Source organism: Microbacterium sp. W1-4-2, from assembly GCF_058349885.2.
Genome location: NZ_JBYRJC020000001.1, coordinates 1,002,021 through 1,019,818 on the forward strand (window position 1 = coordinate 1,002,021; position 17,798 = coordinate 1,019,818).

Annotated in this window: 16 protein-coding genes and 1 tRNA gene; 15 read left to right on the top strand and 2 right to left on the bottom strand. The window is 69.0% G+C overall.

The features are described 5' to 3' along the window. Nucleotides 1-355: 355 nt before the first annotated feature. The 6 genes from AC3RX0_RS04515 to AC3RX0_RS04540 all read left to right on the top strand — a co-directional run bounded on the left by AC3RX0_RS04515 (nt 356) and on the right by AC3RX0_RS04540 (nt 6,946). Nucleotides 356-1,870 carry an ABC transporter substrate-binding protein gene (locus AC3RX0_RS04515; RefSeq protein WP_491504735.1) on the top strand — a complete coding sequence of 505 codons (1,515 nt, stop codon included), beginning with the start codon at nt 356-358 and terminating at the stop codon, nt 1,868-1,870. An 81-nt stretch (nt 1,871-1,951) separates the two neighbouring features. Next, complete coding sequence (locus AC3RX0_RS04520; RefSeq protein WP_491504736.1) at nt 1,952-2,872, top strand: ABC transporter permease; 921 nt, start codon at nt 1,952-1,954, stop codon at nt 2,870-2,872. Continuing rightward, nucleotides 2,869-3,765: an ABC transporter permease gene (locus tag AC3RX0_RS04525; protein WP_491504737.1), complete on the top strand. Its 897-nt coding sequence runs from the start codon at nt 2,869-2,871 to the stop codon at nt 3,763-3,765. Before AC3RX0_RS04520 ends, AC3RX0_RS04525 begins: the two co-directional genes overlap by 4 nt. Then, nucleotides 3,762-4,772, top strand: a complete 1,011-nt coding sequence (locus AC3RX0_RS04530; RefSeq protein ID WP_491504738.1) for an ABC transporter ATP-binding protein — start codon at nt 3,762-3,764, stop codon at nt 4,770-4,772. Before AC3RX0_RS04525 ends, AC3RX0_RS04530 begins: the two co-directional genes overlap by 4 nt. Beyond that, nucleotides 4,769-5,626 (top strand): ATP-binding cassette domain-containing protein, encoded by an 858-nt coding sequence (locus AC3RX0_RS04535; protein ID WP_491504739.1) that lies wholly within the window; start codon nt 4,769-4,771, stop codon nt 5,624-5,626. The genes AC3RX0_RS04530 and AC3RX0_RS04535 overlap by 4 nt, the downstream gene beginning before the upstream one ends. 24 nt (nt 5,627-5,650) lie before the next feature. Next, nucleotides 5,651-6,946, top strand: coding sequence for an alpha/beta fold hydrolase (locus tag AC3RX0_RS04540; protein WP_491504740.1), 1,296 nt, complete (start codon nt 5,651-5,653; stop codon nt 6,944-6,946). Between the two features lie 21 nt (nt 6,947-6,967). Here AC3RX0_RS04540 and AC3RX0_RS04545 read toward each other — a convergent pair whose 3' ends face one another. Next, nucleotides 6,968-7,513 carry a TetR/AcrR family transcriptional regulator gene (locus AC3RX0_RS04545; protein ID WP_491504741.1) on the bottom strand — a complete coding sequence of 182 codons (546 nt, stop codon included), beginning with the start codon at nt 7,511-7,513 and terminating at the stop codon, nt 6,968-6,970. An 89-nt stretch (nt 7,514-7,602) separates the two neighbouring features. Here AC3RX0_RS04545 and AC3RX0_RS04550 point away from each other — a divergent pair, with 89 nt between their 5' ends. The 8 genes from AC3RX0_RS04550 to rarD all read left to right on the top strand — a co-directional run bounded on the left by AC3RX0_RS04550 (nt 7,603) and on the right by rarD (nt 16,104). Beyond that, nucleotides 7,603-9,147: an MFS transporter gene (locus AC3RX0_RS04550; protein WP_491504742.1), complete on the top strand. Its 1,545-nt coding sequence runs from the start codon at nt 7,603-7,605 to the stop codon at nt 9,145-9,147. Nucleotides 9,148-9,155: 8 nt separating this feature from the next. Then, nucleotides 9,156-10,208: a 3-isopropylmalate dehydrogenase gene (locus AC3RX0_RS04555; RefSeq protein WP_491504743.1), complete on the top strand. Its 1,053-nt coding sequence runs from the start codon at nt 9,156-9,158 to the stop codon at nt 10,206-10,208. Nucleotides 10,209-10,256: 48 nt separating this feature from the next. Beyond that, complete coding sequence (locus tag AC3RX0_RS04560; RefSeq protein ID WP_491504744.1) at nt 10,257-11,354, top strand: branched-chain amino acid aminotransferase; 1,098 nt, start codon at nt 10,257-10,259, stop codon at nt 11,352-11,354. Nucleotides 11,355-11,386: 32 nt separating this feature from the next. Continuing rightward, a complete protein-coding gene (locus AC3RX0_RS04565; protein ID WP_491504745.1) occupies nt 11,387-12,154 on the top strand; it encodes a fumarylacetoacetate hydrolase family protein in 768 nt (255 codons plus the stop codon). Next, entirely contained in the window at nt 12,151-13,452 is a 1,302-nt protein-coding gene (locus AC3RX0_RS04570) for an MFS transporter (RefSeq protein WP_491504746.1), read from the top strand. The genes AC3RX0_RS04565 and AC3RX0_RS04570 overlap by 4 nt, the downstream gene beginning before the upstream one ends. A 12-nt stretch (nt 13,453-13,464) precedes the next feature. Continuing rightward, nucleotides 13,465-14,979 carry a glutamate--tRNA ligase gene (gene gltX, locus AC3RX0_RS04575; RefSeq protein ID WP_491504747.1) on the top strand — a complete coding sequence of 505 codons (1,515 nt, stop codon included), beginning with the start codon at nt 13,465-13,467 and terminating at the stop codon, nt 14,977-14,979. Nucleotides 14,980-15,049: 70 nt separating this feature from the next. Further along, a tRNA-Gln gene (locus AC3RX0_RS04580) sits at nt 15,050-15,121 on the top strand. 92 nt (nt 15,122-15,213) lie between these two features. Next, complete coding sequence (gene rarD, locus AC3RX0_RS04585; protein ID WP_491504748.1) at nt 15,214-16,104, top strand: EamA family transporter RarD; 891 nt, start codon at nt 15,214-15,216, stop codon at nt 16,102-16,104. Between the two features lie 23 nt (nt 16,105-16,127). Here rarD and AC3RX0_RS04590 read toward each other — a convergent pair whose 3' ends face one another. After that, nucleotides 16,128-16,724 carry a dihydrofolate reductase family protein gene (locus AC3RX0_RS04590; RefSeq protein ID WP_491504749.1) on the bottom strand — a complete coding sequence of 199 codons (597 nt, stop codon included), beginning with the start codon at nt 16,722-16,724 and terminating at the stop codon, nt 16,128-16,130. A 128-nt stretch (nt 16,725-16,852) separates the two neighbouring features. On the opposite strand from AC3RX0_RS04590, the gene AC3RX0_RS04595 reads away from it, so the two are divergent. Then, a complete protein-coding gene (locus AC3RX0_RS04595; RefSeq protein WP_491504750.1) occupies nt 16,853-17,773 on the top strand; it encodes an NADP-dependent oxidoreductase in 921 nt (306 codons plus the stop codon). Nucleotides 17,774-17,798 lie beyond the last annotated feature (25 nt).

Sequence of the window (17,798 nt, forward strand, 5' to 3'; positions counted from 1 at the left end):
GACTTCCTGTGGCATGTGATCTCCTTTCGACGACACGTATACGAAACGGCACCGTCGACCGTCGTTGCCAAGTAGCTTGCCACGTCGAGCCGGTCTCCGCAGAGGAATTGTGCTCGAGACAACCCGAATGCACATGAGAGATCGCGGCTTTCCGCAGTCGAAGCGGTCCGCTCATCGTGGGCCCGATACCCGCGTGCGCCCTCCCGAAACTGCCGTCGTAAAGGTGTTGACAGCGTCGTCGGACCGGTATCAGACTGATGGGGACGATTTCGTATACCAAGCGCGACGCGATGACCCGAACGCCGGCTACGCGGACGTCGAAACCGACTGCATCTCGCATTCCAACGGAGGAACAATGAAGAAGCGGTATCTCGCGGCCGTCGTGTCTGCAGCTGCCTGCGCGCTCGTGCTGACGGGGTGCGTCGCCACGACGAACCCCGGCGGCGGTGGCACGAAGGCATCCAGCGTCACCGTTGCGCTGCCGACCGAACCGTCCGACACCGACCCGATCATGACCCGCAGCATCTCGTCGTGGAACATCTATTACGCGCTGTATGACGGGCTCACCCGGATCACTGCGAGCGGCCAGATCGTGCCTGGACTGGCGACGGAGTGGACTCACAACGCCGACTCGAGCGTGTGGGACTTCACGATCCGCAAGGGCGTCAAGTTCCAGAACGGCGACGAGTTGAAGCCGTCCGACATCGTGTACACCTATCAGAAGATCCTCGATTCGACCACCTCGACCAACCGGGTGGCCATCGCGATGGTCAAGAGCGTGTCCGAGGTCAAGCCCGGCGTGATCGAATTCGTTCTCAAGAATCCGTTCAGCGCGTGGCTGAACCAGGTCGCCACGATCGGCATCGTGCCGCAGAGCGTATACGAGAAGGAGGGGAAGGACTTCGAGAACCACCCGGTGGGGACCGGTCCCTATTCCTTCGTGTCGTGGAAGCACGGCGTGAGCTACCAGTTCAAGCGCAATGACGACTATTGGGGCGAGAAGCCGGATGTCGAGAATGTCACGATGTCGTTCGTCGGCGACCCCAGCGCGCGTCTGACCGGTGTTCAGTCGGGAACCCTCGACATTGCGCCGATCTCTGCGAACCAGGTGCCGTCGCTGAAGGGGTCGACGGGTGTGAGCGTCGTCTCGGAGCCGTCCAACCAAGTGATGCAGATCGGCATCAACAGCACGGCGGGCGTGCTCGCGAATCGGGACGTGCGGCAGGCCATCTCGCTGGCGATCGACCGGGAGTCGTTGATCAAGACGCTGCTGGGCGGCAAGGGCGTGAACAACGGAGAACTCGTCTCCGAGGGCGTGCAGGGGCATGTGCCGGACTTTCCCGTGCCCGAGTACAGCCCGTCCAAGGCCAAGCAGCTGCTGAGCAAGGCCGGCTACGCGGGTCAGGAGATTCCCTTCGACTTCGCCAGCAGCGGCGGCGACCAGATGGCACCCGATATCGCGCAGGCGGTTCAGGGCTACCTGCAGAAGGTCGGCATCAAGGTGCGCCTCGTCGGTGAGCAGCAGACGAGTCTGAGCCTGAAGATCGCCAACCACCAGATTCCGGGGATGTATCTGGAGGGCTGGGCGCCGTCGAGCATGGACGGTGATGTGGTCGTCAGTCAGCTGCTCGCCGGCGGACCGGAAGATTATGCTCGCGACCCGCAGATGGCGAAGCTGTACGCCGAGCAGCAGTCCGCGGCGGACTCGGCCCGGACCGCGGTGTACCAGAAGATCTGGGCGCTGAACGCACAGGAGGCGTACCACCTGCCGCTCTACACCGGCAACTACACGTACGCCGTGACCTCGTCGTTCACCTGGAAGCCTGCGGCGGACGGCATCTACCGCTTGAGCGACATCGCTGCGAAGTAGTCCTGAGGCCTGTCGTGGCGGCACGCATGCCGCCACGACCCCCAGCCGGACCCGACCGAACGACGAGGCGAGGATGAAGACATGATCGGCTACCTGGTCCGACGACTGATCCAGGGAGTGGCCACGCTCCTGTGCGTGGTGACGATCGCCTTCGTGCTGGGCCGGGCGAGCGGCAAGCCCGCGGCGTTGCTGCTGACCGAGGGCGCCACACAGAAGCAGATCGACGATCTCAATGGGGCGTTGGGGTTCAATCGCCCTCTCATCGTGCAGTATCTCGACTACCTTCGAGGCCTGCTGCGAGGAGACTTCGGCGTCTCGTATCGCAATCCGAGCCAACCGGCGATCACGCTGATCGCCGAGCGTCTGCCGGCGACGATCAGCCTGGCACTGATCTCGTTCGCCATAGGTCTGGCCATCGCCGTGGGTGCGGCCATCCTCATCCATGTGACCGGCAGCAGCCGCCTGCGCGCCCTCTTCATCTGGGGCGGTTCGGTGCGACAGGCGATGCCCGACTTCTTCTTCGGCGTGGTGCTGGTGCTGATCTTCGCCGTCGCCTTGCACGCGCTGCCCTCGCTGGGGTTCACCGGGCCGCTGTCATACGTGCTGCCGGTTCTGACGATCGCGACCGGGCAGTTCGTGCTGTATGTGAGATTGCTCGACTCCGCGTTGAGCGAGCAGTCGACCCAGGACTATGTCGTCACCGCGTACGCGCGCGGAAAATCGCAGGCGAGGGTCGTCCTCGGCGAGATGCTGCCCAACGCGCTGCTGCCGATCCTCACGATGGCCGGACTGAACCTCGCGGGTCTGCTCGGCGGCACGGTGATCGTCGAGCTCGTCTTCGCCTGGCCGGGGATGGGTCAGGTGCTCGTCCAAGCAGTGAGCCAGCGTGACTTCGCCGTTGTGCAGGCGGGCCTTCTGATCGTCGCGATCATGTTCGTGGTCGTGAATCTGGTGGTCGACCTTCTGTATTCCGTTCTTGATCCGAGGGTGCGTCTGACATGACCGAGCAACTCATCGACATGCCCGTGGAATCGGGCGTGGTGGAGCGCAGTTGGCGAAGGCGCCGCGGCAAGGGAAGGAGTGTGCTGCCGATCGTGGGTGGAGCACTCCTCCTGTTCATGATCCTGTTCGTCGTCATCGTGCCGATGCTCCCCGGAATGGACCCGTTGGCGCAGGATCTCTCGCAGGCGAACCTGCAGCCGTTCGCCGACCCGGCGCACCTGCTGGGCACCGACTCGCTGGGACGCGACACGCTGAGCAGGATCGCCGCAGGGGGCCGGACGACGCTGACGATCACGCTGGCCGTCGTGGTCATCAACGTGCTCATCGGTGCCACTCTCGGCCTGCTGGCCGGATTCTTCCGGGGCTGGCTGGACAGTCTCATCGGCCTCGTGAGCGACGTGAATCTCTCGATGCCGGTCGTGCTCCTGCTCATCGCGATCTCGGCGATCGTCGGCCCGAGTGCGACCCTCATGGTGGTGGTGCTGGGATGCACGTTCTGGATGGGGTACGCGCGGGTCGCGCGGGCGGTGACGCTGTCGCTCGGCGGCCGAGACTTCATCATCGCGCCGCAGATCCTGGGCGCGAGCGCCCGGTGGACGATCTGGCGCCATGTTCTGCCCCATGTCGTCCCGCCGGTGCTGATCGTGGCCGTCACGGACGTCGGAATCGTCGTGCTGCTGCAGGCCGGACTGGACTTCCTGGGCCTCGGCGTACAGCCGCCGTCGCCGACCTGGGGCGGCCTGATCCTCGAAGGGCAGGCTGTGCTCGGCAGCGACCCGTGGCAGTCGATCCTGCCCGGTCTCGCGATCTTCGTGCTCGTGGCCGGTACCCAGCTGCTGAGCCAGCGATTCACGGCCGAAGGATCCATCCCGTTGAGGAAGGCACGCCGATGACCGATCACACTCTTCGTGGCGACCCGCCGCTGCTGCGGGTCCGGGACCTGGTGATCGCGACGGACGAGGACGACACGGCGCTCGTCGACGGAGTCTCGTTCGATGTCCATCGCGGCGAGTCGGTGTGCATCGTCGGCGAGTCGGGCTCCGGCAAGAGCCTGACGGTGCTCGCGATCATGGGCCTGCTGCCGCCGTCATTGCGGGTGGCCAGCGGATCGATCATGCTGAACGGCAAAGAGCTGGTCGGCGCCGGTGAGCACGCGCTGCGCGAGATCCGCGGCCGCGACATCGGCATGGTGTTCCAAGACCCCATGACGTCGATGAATCCGCTGCGGCGGATCGGTCCGCAACTCGCCGAAGCGGTGCGACTGCACCACAGGAACGCGTCACGTGCGCAGGCCCGGGCCCGCATCGAGGATCTCCTCCTGCAGGTCGGGGTGACCGACCCGGCTCGGCGCGTGCGTTCGTATCCGCATGAATGGTCTGGAGGCATGCGCCAGCGTGCGATGATCGCGATGGCGATGGCCAACGATCCGAGCCTGCTCATCGCGGACGAGCCGACCACCGCACTGGATGTCACCATCCAAGCGCAGGTCATGCAGGCGCTGGCCCGCGTGCGCGCGACGACCGACTCGGCGATGGTCCTGATCACGCACAACCTCGGCCTGGCCGTCGAGAACGCATCGCGCATCGTCGTCATGTACAGCGGGCGGGTGGTCGAGACAGGCGATGTCGAGACCGTCTTCGAGCAGCCGACGCATCCCTATACGCGGGCGCTGCTGTCGAGTCTGGTGACGGGGGAGAAGAAGCGGATCCCGGCGATCCCGGGCAACCCGCCGTCGCCGCGCAGCCGGCCGGCCGGCTGCGCGTTCGCCGCCCGATGCGCGCTGCGGGCCGGGCGCTCGATCTGCACGCACGAGCGCCCGGAGCTGCGCACGGTCATCGAAGGGTCCCGGTCGGCGTGTCATTTCGCCGAGGAACTGCTGAACGAGGAGGTGGCGTCATGAGCACCCTCGCCGACGGTGCGAGCGAGGTCCTGCTCGAGATCCAGGACCTGCGCGTGCAGTATCGACGCAGACGACTGTTCGGCGGTGTCCAGGTCGTCAAGGCTGTGGACGGTGTCTCGCTCACCCTCCACCGCGGCAAGACCCTGGGGCTCGTGGGGGAGTCGGGGTGCGGCAAGTCGACCCTGATGCGGTCGCTGTTCGGGCTGACGCCCATCGTGGGCGGTTCCATCCGGGTCATGGGCGCCGACGTGACCGGCAGCGGGCGCCGTGAGCGCCGCCGGCTCAGCGGCCACATGCAGATGGTCTTCCAGGACCCGTACTCGGCGCTGGACCCGCGCATGACGGTGCACGAGATCGTCGCCGAGCCGCTGCGTCTGGCGGGCAGGTACCGTGCCGACGAGGTGACCGATCTGCTCGATCGCGTCGGGGTGACCGCGGAGATGGCCAGGCGCAAGCCGTCCGAGTTCTCGGGCGGGCAGCGTCAGCGGGTGGGCATCGCTCGCGCCCTGGCGTTGAAGCCCGACATCCTGATCCTCGACGAGCCGGTCTCGGCGCTGGACGTCTCGATCCAGGCGCAGGTGCTGAACCTGCTGGGCGACCTGCAGCAGTCCATGGGGCTGACCTACCTGTTCGTGTCGCACGACCTGTCGGTCGTTCGGCACATCGCCGATGACGTGGCGGTGATGAACAGCGGTCGCATCGTCGAGGAGGGGACCGCTGAACAGCTGTTCGCGAACCCCGACGACGATTACACCAAGACCCTTCTGGCTGCGATCCCGACGACGAGCCCGTCCGAGGCGAAACGCAGGCGGGCCGCGGCCGTCGAGGCCGGTGCGCCCATTCCCACCACGTGACCTGCGACCACCGAAGGAGCTCCGATGACCAGCGCCGTCACCTACACGATCCCGGGAATGCATGTCACCGATCGGGTCTGGGAAGCGCCGCTGAACTGGGGCACGCCCGACGACGGTCGCCGGATCAGCCTGTTCGCACGCGAGGTGGTGGATCCGGCTCGCGCCCATGAAGACCTGCCGCTGCTCGTCTATCTGGAGGGCGGGCCGGGCGGCAGGTCTCCGCGTCCGATGCTCTCCGAGGGATGGATCGTGAACGCGCTGCGCACGCATCGCCTGATCCTTCCCGACCAGCGGGGGACCGGGCGCAGTTCTGCGGTCCAGGCCTCGACGATGGGCCGGTTCGACCGGTCAGAAGACGCCCGCGACTTCCTGCTGCACTTCCGCGCGGACTCCATCGTCGCCGACCTCGAGCTGCTGCGGCGACAGGTCTACGGTGGCAGGCGCTGGCAGACGCTCGGTCAGAGCTTCGGCGGCTTCATCACCCTCACATATCTTTCACGAGCACCCGAGGGACTGGCCGCATGCCATGTCGCCGGTGGACTCACGAGCATCCGTCCATCCGCTGCAGACCTCTACCGCCACACCTACGCGCGTCTGGCGGAGAAGAACCGTCGCTACTTCGAGCGATATCCCGATGACGTGGGCACCGTGGCCGCCACGGCGGACGCGATCGCGGGCGGCGACGTGCGCCTGGCGGACGGCGACCGGCTCAGCGTCCGGCGCCTTCAGACAGTGGGCATCGACTTCGGCATGTGCGCCGGGTTCGAACGTGTGCACTGGCTGTTCGACGAAGCGCTCTCGGACGGGCGTTTGACCGACACGTTCCTCGCCCGCGTCGCTGAATTGACTTCGTACGATCGGAACCCCCTCTACGCCGTGCTGCAGGAGAGCATCTACGGGGACGGCCCGGGCGCGACCGCCTGGGCCGCCGAAGCAGAGAGGTCGCGGCATCCCGATCTCGATCCCGACCGGCGACCGCTGCTGCTGACCGGCGAGATGATGTACCCCTGGATGTTCGACGAGATCCGTTCGCTGCGCCCCTTCCGCGCCGCCGCAGAAGCGCTGGCCGAGTACTCCGATTACGCGCGGCTCTATGACCCCGAGCGGCTCGCCGAGAACGACGTGCCGGTGGCGGCGGTGGCCTACCTCGACGATCTGTTCGTGGACGTCGAGTACTCGCTGGCGACTGCCGTCGAGGTCGGCAACGTCGATCTGTGGGTGACGAACGAGTACGAGCACGACGGCATCCGCATCGAGCCCGACATCGTGCGACGACTGATCGACAGCGTCGCACGTCGAGGCGGACCGTTGCCAGGGTGAGCCGGCCGCTGCGGGCGTGCGTCAGCGGTGCGAAACGGTCTTCTGAACGAGGGCGATGAGCGCCTCGAGGTCGGCGCCGCCGGGCACGAGGGCGGCAGGGTCTGCCTCGAGCAGGTTGTTGAACGACAGCCCGTCCGACACCAGGAGCACGAGGTTGAGCGCGGCCTCGTCGCGCACGTGGGGACGCAGGGCGCCCGCCCACCGCTCTCGTGTCCGCTGCAGGGCGTCACCCGCTGCGGTGCTGCCGCCCTGCGCGAGGCGCGAGACGGCGAGCATCGCGCGATCGAGCGGATCGTCGGTGAGCACGGACGAGCGCAGATAGTAGGCGACGGCGCCCTCGGGGGCGCCCGCGATCTCGGTCACGTCCGCGTCGACCAGACGATCGAGCCGGTCGATCAGACCCGTCTCCAGCGCGTCCTTCGACGCGAAGTGATACAGCAGACCGCCCTTGGAGACACCGGCGGCGCGGGCCACGGCATCCATCGTCGCCGCCCGCTCGCTGTCCGCGACCAGGATCTGCACGAACGCGTCGAGAACGCTCTCGCGGGCATGCGGGGGGCGGCTCATGAGATCGATGCTATCCAGCGCGATGGCATGGATCTGATACTATACCGGCTGGACGGTAAAGTATGCCGTCCTCTCGACGAGCGACGACCATGACCATCACCCACGCGATCCCTGTCATCGACAGCACCACCGGCGACCGTGTCGGATGGCGCGGGTGGGCCGCTCTGGCGGTGCTCATGCTGCCAGTGCTGCTCGTGTCGGTCGATAACACGGTGCTCAGCTTCGCGCTGCCGATGATCGCGACCGACCTCGAGCCCACGAGCGTCCAGCAGTTGTGGATCATCGACGCCTACCCGCTCGTGCTCGCCGCGCTCCTGGTCACGATGGGCACCCTCGGCGATCGCTTCGGACGACGCCGGATGCTGCTGATCGGCGCGACCGGCTTCGCCGCCGTGTCGGCGATGTCGGCCTTCGCGCCGACCGCCGCGTGGCTCATCGCAGGACGCGCCGCCATGGCGGTGTTCGGCGCCATGCTGATGCCCTCGACGCTGTCGCTGATCCGCAGCGTGTTCGCCGATCGCACGCAGCGGCGCCTGGCGATCGCGATCTGGGCGGCCATGTTCTCGGCGGGCGCGGCCCTCGGCCCGATCGCCGGCGGATTCCTGCTCGAGCACTTCGCCTGGGGCGCCGTGTTCCTCATGGCAGTGCCGGTGCTCGTCCCTCTGCTTGCGCTCGCACCGGTGTTCGTGCCCGAGAGCCGGGACCCGCACCCCGGGCGTGTCGACCCGGTCGGCATCCTGCTGTCGATCGGCGCGATGCTCCCCATCGTCTACGCGATCAAGCAGCTCGCCGTCGAGGGGTTCACCACGCTCGTGGCCGTCCTGTTCGTGGCAGGGGTGCTGTTCGGCGTGCTGTTCGTGCGCCGGCAGCTGCGGGCCCGGATCCCGATGCTCGACATGGGGCTGTTCCGACGGCCGGCGTTCACGGGCGCGCTGCTGGTGAACCTGTTGAGCGTCATCGCGCTGGTCGGGTTCCTCTTCTTCGTGGCCCAGCATCTGCAGCTGATCATCGGGCTGTCGCCGATGCAGTCGGGCCTGGCGCTGCTGCCGTCGCTGGTGGCGATGATCGTGGCGGGCCTGGTCGTCGTGCCGCTGTCGGTGCGAATCGCGCCTCGCGTGCTGATCCCCGCCGCGCTGGTGTTCTCGATCGCCGGCTACGTCGGCATCGCGCTGACGACCGGTCCCGACACGCTGGGGCCGACGATCCTCGCCTCGGTGAGCCTGGGCGTGGGCATCGGCATGGCCGAGACGGTCTCGAACGAGCTGATCCTGTCGGCTGCGCCGCCTGCGAAAGCGGGGGCGGCCAGCGCCGTCTCAGAGACCGCGTACGAGCTGGGCACGGTGCTCGGCACCTCGGTGATCGGCGGGTTCCTCACCGCGGTGTACCGCACGAGGATCGCGATCCCCGAGGGCGTGCCCGCAGGCATCGCCGCCGAGGCGCGCGAGACGCTCGCCGGCGCCATGAACGCGGCGCACGGGCTCGGGGGAGCCACCGGCGCCGCGCTGCGCCACGCGGCGGCACATGCGTTCGACGCGGGCGTGGGCGCGGCAGCGTTTTCCGGGGCCGTCCTGGTGCTCGTGGCCGCCGTGATCGCGGCCACTACGCTGGGAGGCAGGAGCACCCCCTCGTCCTAAGGAGAGTCATGTCGCGTGTCGTGAAGCTGGCCGTCATCCCGGGTGACGGCATCGGTCCGGAGGTCGTCGCCGAGGCCGAGAAGGTGCTGGATGCCGCGACCGCAGCCGGCGACGTCAGCTTCGACAAGACCCGCTTCTCGCTGGGCGCCGCGCGCTATCTCGAGACCGGCGACACGCTGACCGACGAGGACCTCGCCGCGATCAAGACACACGATGCGATCCTGCTCGGGGCGGTCGGCGGGCAGCCCGGCGACCCGCGACTGAAGGATGCGAACATCGAGCGCGGGCTGCTGCTGAAGCTGCGGTTCGAGCTCGACCATTACGTCAACCTGCGTCCCGCCAAGCTGTACCCTGGCGCTCCCGGTCCGCTGGCCGACCCCGGCACGGTCGACTTCGTCGTCGTGCGCGAGGGCACCGAGGGACCGTACGTGGGCAACGGCGGGTCGATCCGGCGCGGCACCCCGCACGAGATCGCCAACGAGACGTCGGTGAACACCGCGTACGGTGTGGAGCGCGTCGTGCGCTACGCGTTCGAGACGGCCGAGCGCCGCAGCCGTCGGCTGACGCTCGTGCACAAGACGAACGTCCTGGTCAACGCCGGGGCGCTGTGGAAGCGCATCGTCGACGAGGTGGCGCAGGAGCATCCGCAGGTTGCCGTAGACTACCTGCACGTCGACGCCGCGACCATCTTCCTGGTCACGAACCCCAGCCGGTTCGACGTGATCGTCACCGACAACCTCTTCGGCGACATCCTGACAGACCTGGCCGGCGCCGTCACCGGAGGCATCGGTCTCGCCGCCTCCGGCAACATCAATCCGGACGGCGCATTCCCCTCGATGTTCGAGCCCGTGCACGGATCGGCGCCCGACATCGCGGGACAGCAGAAGGCCGACCCCACGGCCGCGATCCTGTCGATCGCGCTCCTGCTCGACCACCTCGGGCTGCGCGACGAAGCTGCGCGCGTCACCCGCGCGGTCGAGGACGACATCGCCGCCCGGGGCACCACCGCACGCACCACCGCGCAGATCGGCGACGCCATCACCGCACGGCTTCAGGCGTAGCCTGGAATCACGCGAGCATCGCCCGCGCATTCGACGACTGGATGTGACATGACCACTCCCGCAGACACCGCCCTCGCCTCGCTCGAGTTCGCGGTCATCCGCAACCCCGCCGCCCGCAGCGACGCCGAGCGCGAGGCGGCCCTGCGCGATCCCGTGTTCGGCACGGTCTTCACCGACCACATGGTCGGCATGACCTGGACGGACGGCGAAGGGTGGCACGACGCACGCGTGCAGCCGTACGGTCCGCTCTCGCTCGACCCGGCCGCCGCGGTGCTGCACTACGGGCAGGAGATCTTCGAGGGCATCAAGGCCTACCGTCACGCCGACGGCTCGGTGCACACCTTCCGCCCCGACCAGAACGCGGCGCGCCTGCAGCGCAGCGCGCGCCGGCTCGCCCTGCCCGAGCTGCCCTCCGAAGTGTTCACGCAGGCGCTGCGCGAGCTGATCGCCGTCGATGGCGCGTGGGTGCCCTCGGGCGACGACCAGAGTCTGTACATCCGGCCGTTCATGTTCGCCTCCGAGCCGTTCCTCGGGGTGCGTCCGGCCAAGGACGTGTCGTTCTATGTGATCGCCAGCCCCGTCGGCGCCTACTTCAAGGGCGGCGCCAAGCCGGTCTCGATCTGGCTCAGCGAGGACTACGCCCGCGCCGGCAAGGGCGGCACCGGTGCCGCCAAGACCGGCGGCAACTACGCGGCCAGCCTGCTGCCGCAGGCCGAGGCGTACGAGCAGGGCTGCGACCAGGTGGTCTTCCTCGACGCCGAGGGCAACGTCGAAGAGCTCGGCGGCATGAACGTCGTGTTCGTGTTCAAGGACGGCACGATCGTGACGCCGGCCTCGGCCTCGATCCTCGCCGGCATCACCCGCCAGTCGCTCCTGCAGCTCGCGCGCGACCGCGGCCATGACGTGCAGGAGCGCCCGATCTCGCTCGACGAGTGGCGTCAGGGTGTGGCATCCGGCGACATCGTCGAAGCGTTCGCGTGCGGCACGGCAGCCGTCGTCGCCCCGATCGGGCAGCTCAAGGGCCACGCGTTCGCCGACGAGCAGCCGACCGGTTCGCTCGCGCTGTCGCTGCGCGAAGAGCTCACCGACATCCAGTACGGCCGTCGCGAGGACCGACACGGCTGGCTGGTGCGCCTCGACGACTGAGGGAGTCCGACCCGGCCGATAGGCTTGGGCGGGTGAGAATCGCACGCTTCAGCCACCACGGCGCCATCACGTACGGCATCGTCGACGACACCGACCTGGTCGTGCTCGCCGGCGACCCGATCTTCGCCGGGTTCGACACCACGGGGGAGCGGGTGCCGGTGGCCGACATCGGGCTGCTCGCGCCGGTGATCCCGCGCTCGAAGGTCGTGGCCATCGCGCGCAACTACCGCGACCACGCGGCCGAGCTCGGCAACGAGGTGCCGCCGGAGCCGATGCTGTTCCTCAAGCCGAACACCTCGGTGGTCGGGCCGGGGGACGCCATCGTGCTGCCCCCGCAGTCCCAGCGCGTCGACTTCGAAGGAGAGCTGGCGGCGGTGATCGGCAAGATCGCCAAGAACGTGACGGCCGAGAGCGCGCTGGACCACGTGTTCGGCTACACGATCGCCAACGACGTCACGGCCCGCGACCTGCAGCGCGCGGACGGTCAGTGGTCGCGGGCGAAGGGCTTCGACACGTTCTGCCCGCTCGGACCGGCCATCGAGACCGACTTCGACCCGACCGGCGCCGCCGTGGTCACCACGCGCGTGGACGGCGAGGTCCGCCAGCAGGGACCGATCTCGGACATGATCCACTCGGTCGCCGACATCATCGCGTACGCCTCGGCCGCGTTCACCCTGCTGCCCGGCGATGTCATCCTCACCGGGACGCCGGCGGGCGTCGGCCCGTTCACCGCCGGACAGACCGTCGAGGTCGAGATCACCGGGCTCGGCACGCTGCGCAACCCGGCCCGCACCGCGTGAGCAGCACGACGCCCGCGCCGACCGCGCTGCCCGACACCGCCCAGGTGGCGGCGCTGCAGCGGCGCACGATCTGGGTGCTCTCTCTCGGGCAGATCCTCGGCGGTCTCGCGTTCGGCGCGACGGTGTCGGTCGGCGCGATCCTCGCCGCACAGGTGTCGGGCGATGAGGCCTTCTCGGGATGGGCGACGGCATCGGTCACGCTGGGCACCGCGGGAACCGCCGTGCCGCTGGCGGCGCTCGCACGGCGGCGGGGCCGGCGCCCGGCGCTGGCGGTCGGGATGCTGGTGGCCCTGGTGGGCGTCGGCCTGGTCGTCACCGCGGTCGGGCTGTGGACGTTCCCCCTGCTGGTCGCCGGGTTCGCACTGATCGGCGCGGGCCAGGCCGCGAATCTGCAGTCGCGGTTCGCGGCGGCCGACCTCGCCACCGACACGACCCGCGCACGTGACCTGTCGATCGTGGTGTGGGCGACGACCCTCGGGGCGGTGCTCGGGCCGAACCTGGTCGGTCCCGGCGAGGCGATAGGCGCCTTCCTGCACATGCCGCCCCTGACCGGCGCGTACGTGTTCACCGTCATCGCGCAGGGCGGCGGCATCGTGCTGTACCTGCTGGCGCTGCGCCCCGACCCGCTGCTGGTCGCCCAGCGTGTGACGGCCCACCACGCGGCATCCGGAGCACACCTCGCACACCGCGACCGGCCCGTCGCCGCCCGCTACGCGATGCTCGCCGTCGCCGGGGCGCACGTGTGCATGGTCTCGGTCATGGCGATGACCCCGGTGCACCTCGAGCATGCCGGCGCGACCATCCAGGTCATCGGCCTGACGATCAGCCTGCACATCGCCGGCATGTATGCGCTCTCGCCCGTGTTCGGCATCCTCGCCGACCGGCTGGGCCGGCTGAGGACGATCCTCATCGGGCAGATCGTGCTGGTCGCCGCAATGCTCACAGCCTCGATCGGCCAGCACTCCGCCGCGATGGTCACGGTCGCGCTCGTCCTGCTGGGCCTCGGCTGGAGCGCCACCACCGTGGCGGGCGCGGCGCTTCTGACCGAGGCATCCGCCGAACAGCGCCGCACCAGCCGTCAGGGGCACAACGACCTCATCATGAGCCTGGTCGGCGGCACCGGCGCCATCCTCGCAGGACTCGTCCTGGCGTGGATCGGCTACGGGGGACTGGCCCTGTCGGCACTGCTGGTCGTGGCGGCCGTGGTGCTGTGCGCGCCGCTGGGACGTCTGCGCACGGACGCGGGAACCGGGCCGGGCGCGCGGCCGGGCACGGGGGAGAGCGCGCCCGACGCCTAGAATCGAAAGGCTATGGCTACCGTTCATCCCCAGACCACGACCGCCTCCGGCGCCGATGTGCGCGTCCGATTCTGCCCGTCGCCGACCGGCCTTCCGCACGTCGGGATGGTGCGCACCGCCCTGTACAACTGGGCGTACGCGCGGCACACCGGCGGCAAGCTCGTGTTCCGCATCGAAGACACCGACGCCGCGCGCGACAGCGAGCAGAGCTACCTGCAGCTGGTCGACGCGCTGACCTGGCTGAAGATCGACTGGGACGAGGGCGTCGAGAAGGGCGGCCCGCATGCCCCCTACCGGCAGTCGCAGCGCACCGGCATCTATGCCGACGTGCTCGCCCAGCTCGTCGCAGCCGGGCTCGTGTACGAGAGCTACTCCACCGCCGAAGAGATCGACGCCCGCAACGAGGCGGCAGGCCGGGCCAAGCAGCTCGGCTACGACAACTTCGACCGCGACCTCACCGACGAGCAGCGGGCCGCGTTCCGCGCCGAGGGGCGTGAGCCCGCGTGGCGGCTGCGGGTGCCCGACGAAGACCTCACCTACGTCGACCTCATCCGCGGCGAGGTCACCTTCCCCGCCGGGTCGTTCCCCGACTTCGTGCTCGTGCGGGCCGGCGGCAAGGCGCTCTACCCCTTCACGAACCCGGTCGACGACGCGCTCATGGGCATCACCCACGTCATCCGCGGCGAAGATATCATGCCGTCCACCGCGCGCCAGCTCGCGCTCTATGACGCGCTGATCAAGGCCGGCGTGACGACCTTCGTGCCGCGGTTCGGCCACATGCCGCTCGTGCTGGGCGAGACCGGCAACAAGAAGCTGTCCAAGCGCGACCCGCAGGCCGACCTGTTCCTTCAGCGCGAGAAGGGCTTCATCCACGAGGGGTTGCTGAACTATCTCGCCCTGCTCGGCTGGTCGATCGCCCCCGACCGCGACGTCTTCTCGCTTGAGGAGTTCACCGCCGCGTTCGACATCGCCGACGTCAACCCCAACCCGGCCCGGTTCGATCAGAAGAAGGCCGAGTCGATCAACGGGGACCACATCCGGATGCTGCAGCCCGCCGACTTCGCGGCGCGCATCGTGCCGTACCTGCGCGCGGCCGGTGTGGTGGGCGATGGCGTCACACCCGCGCAGCAGGCCCTGATCACGGCCGTCGCCCCGCTCGTGCAGGAGCGGGTGCAGCTGCTCGGCGACGTGCCGGGTCTGGTCGGGTTCCTGTTCACGAACGACATCGAGTACGCCGACGACGCGATGAAGGGACTGCCCGCGAACGCGGCCGAGGTGCTGGTCGCGTCGGTGGGGGCGCTGGAGGACGTGCCCGAGACGGAGTTCGCCGCGGCGCCCGTGCAGGATGCGCTGTCGACCGCGTTGATCGAGGGACTCGGGCTGAAGCCCCGGGTCGCGTACGGCCCGCTGCGCGTGGCCGTGAGCGGCCGTCGCGTCTCGCCGCCCCTGTTCGAGTCGATGGAACTGCTCGGCAAGACCGAGTCGATCCGCCGGCTGGGGGCGCTCGTGACGCGACTCGCCCGGTAGGGCGCCGGTTTGGCCCGGGGCCGCGCGTCGTCTAGACTGGGTGACTGTTGCGGCTTCGGCCGAAACCCCTTGGGGTATGGTGTAATTGGCAACACGGCTGATTCTGGTTCAGTTGTTCTTGGTTCGAGTCCAGGTACCCCAGCAAGACGAAAACCCTCGCGTGAGCGGGGGTTTTGTCGTCTCTGCCGCCGTCTTGCGTGTCGAGCGCAGCCGTGCGCGCGATAAAGTCGGGACGTGCCGCAGACGCAGATGCATCGCGCGCGCGGCGTCGTCAGCTCGCTGGTCGCCAGCGTGCTGTTCGGGGCGATGTTCTACCTCTACGGGGTGGTGGATGCCTCGGCGGAGTCGCAGTTCGGTTGGCGGATGATCGTCACCGCGCTCTGCTACGCGCTTGCTCTGCTCACGGCATCCGGACGTGAAGCGTTCGCCGGACTGTGGACGCTGCTGCGCTCGACATGGTGGCGCACTCCTGCCCTGGTCGTGCTCAGCGCGCTGGTCGGCGTCCAGATGTGGTTGTTCGCATGGGCGCCGGGGCACGGGTACGGACTGGACGCCGCTCTCGGTTACCTGCTGCTGCCGATCGCGCTCGTCCTGATCGGACGACTGCTGTTCCATGAGTCGGTGAGCAGGATGCAGTGGTTCGCCGCGGCCCTGGCCGGCGTCGCGATCGCCGTCAAGATCGTCCTCACCGCGTCCCTGTCCTGGGTAACCTTCGCGGTCTGCATCGGCTACGCCCTCTACTTCGCCCTGCGCAAGCACGCGCACCTCGACCTCGCTGCGACGTTCGGCGCCGAAGTGCTGCTCATCCTTCCGGTGGCCGTCTGCTTCGTGGTCTGGGCGCCGGGGGCGTCCACGACGGCCGGACAGATCGCGGTACTGGCGGCGGGCTTGGCGGGAACCATCGCTATGTCGGCCTACCTGGGTGCCTCGCGCCTCTTGCCGCTGCCGGTCTTCGGCCTGCTCAGCTATGCCGAGCCGGTGTTCATGTTCGTCGTCTCACTGCTTCTGGGAGAGCGATTGCACGCACTCGACGTGGTCGTGTACGGCCTGCTGGCCGTGGCGCTCGCCGTGCTCGCGGCGGACGGGTTCCGCACCTCCCGCGGCCCCGTGACACTGCAGTCGTGACTCGGCCGGGTCGAGGGGCCCGCTCAGCGCCGTGGGCGATACGTCATGTGCGTCACGAGCGAGGTCGTGCGCACTGACGTGCGCTCCAGCGCTTGCGGCGGAACGCCGTCGAAGACCCGGACGCCTGCGCCGAGGATGAACGGGGTCACGTGCAGGCGCAGCTCGTCAAGCAGGCCGGCGGTGAGGAACTGGTTGACCGTGCCCGGACCGCCCGCGACCGAGATGTTCGCATCGCCCGCGGCCGCTCGGGCGCGTTCGAGCGCCGCATGAATGCCCTCGGTGACGAAGTGGAAGGTCGTTCCGCCCTCCATCTCGATGGGCTCGTGCGGGTGATGGGTGAGCACGAAGACCGGGTTGTGGTACGGCGGTTCGGGACCCCACCAGCCGCGCCAGTCACGATCCCACTCGCCGCGCACCGGGCCGAACATGTTCCGGCCCATGATCGTCGCCCCCGAATCGAGGATCGCCTCGACCTCGGGGAGGTTCTCCTCGCGCGCGTCGAACATCCAGTTGTGCAGCCAGGAATCGTCGATGTCGCCGAACGGCGCCTCCTCGCGCTGGCCCAGTCCGGTGGCGTAGCCGTCGGCGGTGACGGCGATGCTGCTGTACACGATGCCCATGCTGATGGATCTCCTCGCCGAGCGTGGTTGTGCAGAGTACGTGACGGCACGCTACTCCGCCGCCGGTGACCGAGCCACCCCGCGATCGCGCGATGATGGAGGTTCCACCGTCCCCGAGGAGTGCTTCCATGCGTGCCGCCGTCTACGACCAGTACACCCAGGATCCCGACGACGTCGTGGTCCGCGACATCGCCGAGCCGAAGGTGTTCCCCGGCTCGGTGCTCGTCGAGGTGCGGGCCGCCGGCGTCAATCCGGTCGACTGGAAGGCGATGGCCGGTGGCCTGGACGGTCTCATCGACGCGCAGTTCCCGGTGATCCCCGGCTGGGATGTCGCGGGTGTCGTGGTTGGGCTCGGCCCCGACACGCCGGAGTTCGCCGTCGGCGACGAGATCCTCGGGTACGCCCGCAAGGACGTGCTCGGCGCCGGCACGTTCGCCGAGCGCGTCGCCGTCTCGGCCCGCGCCGTGACGCGCAAGCCGGCCGCGTTGTCGTGGGAGCAGGCTGGTGGTCTGCCGCTCGCGGGCGGCACCGCGCTGCGCACGATCGACGCGCTGGGCGACCCGGACTCTCGGACGGTGCTCGTGCACGGTGCCGCCGGCGGCGTCGGCAGCATCGCCGTGCAGATCGCCGCGGCCCGCGGCGCCCGGGTGATCGGCACCGCCTCGGAGCGCAACCACGACTTCCTGCGCGAGATCGGCGCCGAGCCGGTGGTCTACGGCGACGGGCTCGCCGACCGGGTGCGTGCGCTGGCCGGCGGCCCGGTCGATGCGGTCGCCGACTTCGTCGGCGGGCAGCTCGAGACGACGCTCGCCGTGCTGCGCGACGGCGGCCGTCACGCCTCGGTGGCCGACGCGACGGTCGCCGAGCACGGCGGACGGTACATCTGGGTGCGACCGGACGGTGTCGAGACCGCCCGGCTGGTCGAGCTCGCCGAGAACGGTCGGCTGCGGGTCGAGGTGGCCGAGACGTTTCCCCTCGATCGTGTGGGCGATGCGTTCCGCGCGAGCCGGAGCGGGCACACCCGCGGCAAGCTCGTCATCGTTCCGTAGGCGGCCGTCGGCGCCGGTGATCGCC

Bases quoted from the DNA above. Each gene is read 5' to 3' on its own strand.
- AC3RX0_RS04515 (WP_491504735.1), top strand. From the start codon at position 356: ATGAAGAAGCGGTATCTCGCGGCCGTCGTGTCTGCAGCTGCCTGCGCG.
- AC3RX0_RS04520 (WP_491504736.1), top strand. From the start codon at position 1,952: ATGATCGGCTACCTGGTCCGACGACTGATCCAGGGAGTGGCCACGCTC.
- AC3RX0_RS04525 (WP_491504737.1), top strand. From the start codon at position 2,869: ATGACCGAGCAACTCATCGACATGCCCGTGGAATCGGGCGTGGTGGAG.
- AC3RX0_RS04530 (WP_491504738.1), top strand. From the start codon at position 3,762: ATGACCGATCACACTCTTCGTGGCGACCCGCCGCTGCTGCGGGTCCGG.
- AC3RX0_RS04535 (WP_491504739.1), top strand. From the start codon at position 4,769: ATGAGCACCCTCGCCGACGGTGCGAGCGAGGTCCTGCTCGAGATCCAG.
- AC3RX0_RS04540 (WP_491504740.1), top strand. From the start codon at position 5,651: ATGACCAGCGCCGTCACCTACACGATCCCGGGAATGCATGTCACCGAT.
- AC3RX0_RS04545 (WP_491504741.1), bottom strand. From the start codon at position 7,513: ATGAGCCGCCCCCCGCATGCCCGCGAGAGCGTTCTCGACGCGTTCGTG.
- AC3RX0_RS04550 (WP_491504742.1), top strand. From the start codon at position 7,603: ATGACCATCACCCACGCGATCCCTGTCATCGACAGCACCACCGGCGAC.
- AC3RX0_RS04555 (WP_491504743.1), top strand. From the start codon at position 9,156: ATGTCGCGTGTCGTGAAGCTGGCCGTCATCCCGGGTGACGGCATCGGT.
- AC3RX0_RS04560 (WP_491504744.1), top strand. From the start codon at position 10,257: ATGACCACTCCCGCAGACACCGCCCTCGCCTCGCTCGAGTTCGCGGTC.
- gltX (WP_491504747.1), top strand. From the start codon at position 13,465: ATGGCTACCGTTCATCCCCAGACCACGACCGCCTCCGGCGCCGATGTG.
- AC3RX0_RS04590 (WP_491504749.1), bottom strand. From the start codon at position 16,724: ATGGGCATCGTGTACAGCAGCATCGCCGTCACCGCCGACGGCTACGCC.
- AC3RX0_RS04595 (WP_491504750.1), top strand. From the start codon at position 16,853: ATGCGTGCCGCCGTCTACGACCAGTACACCCAGGATCCCGACGACGTC.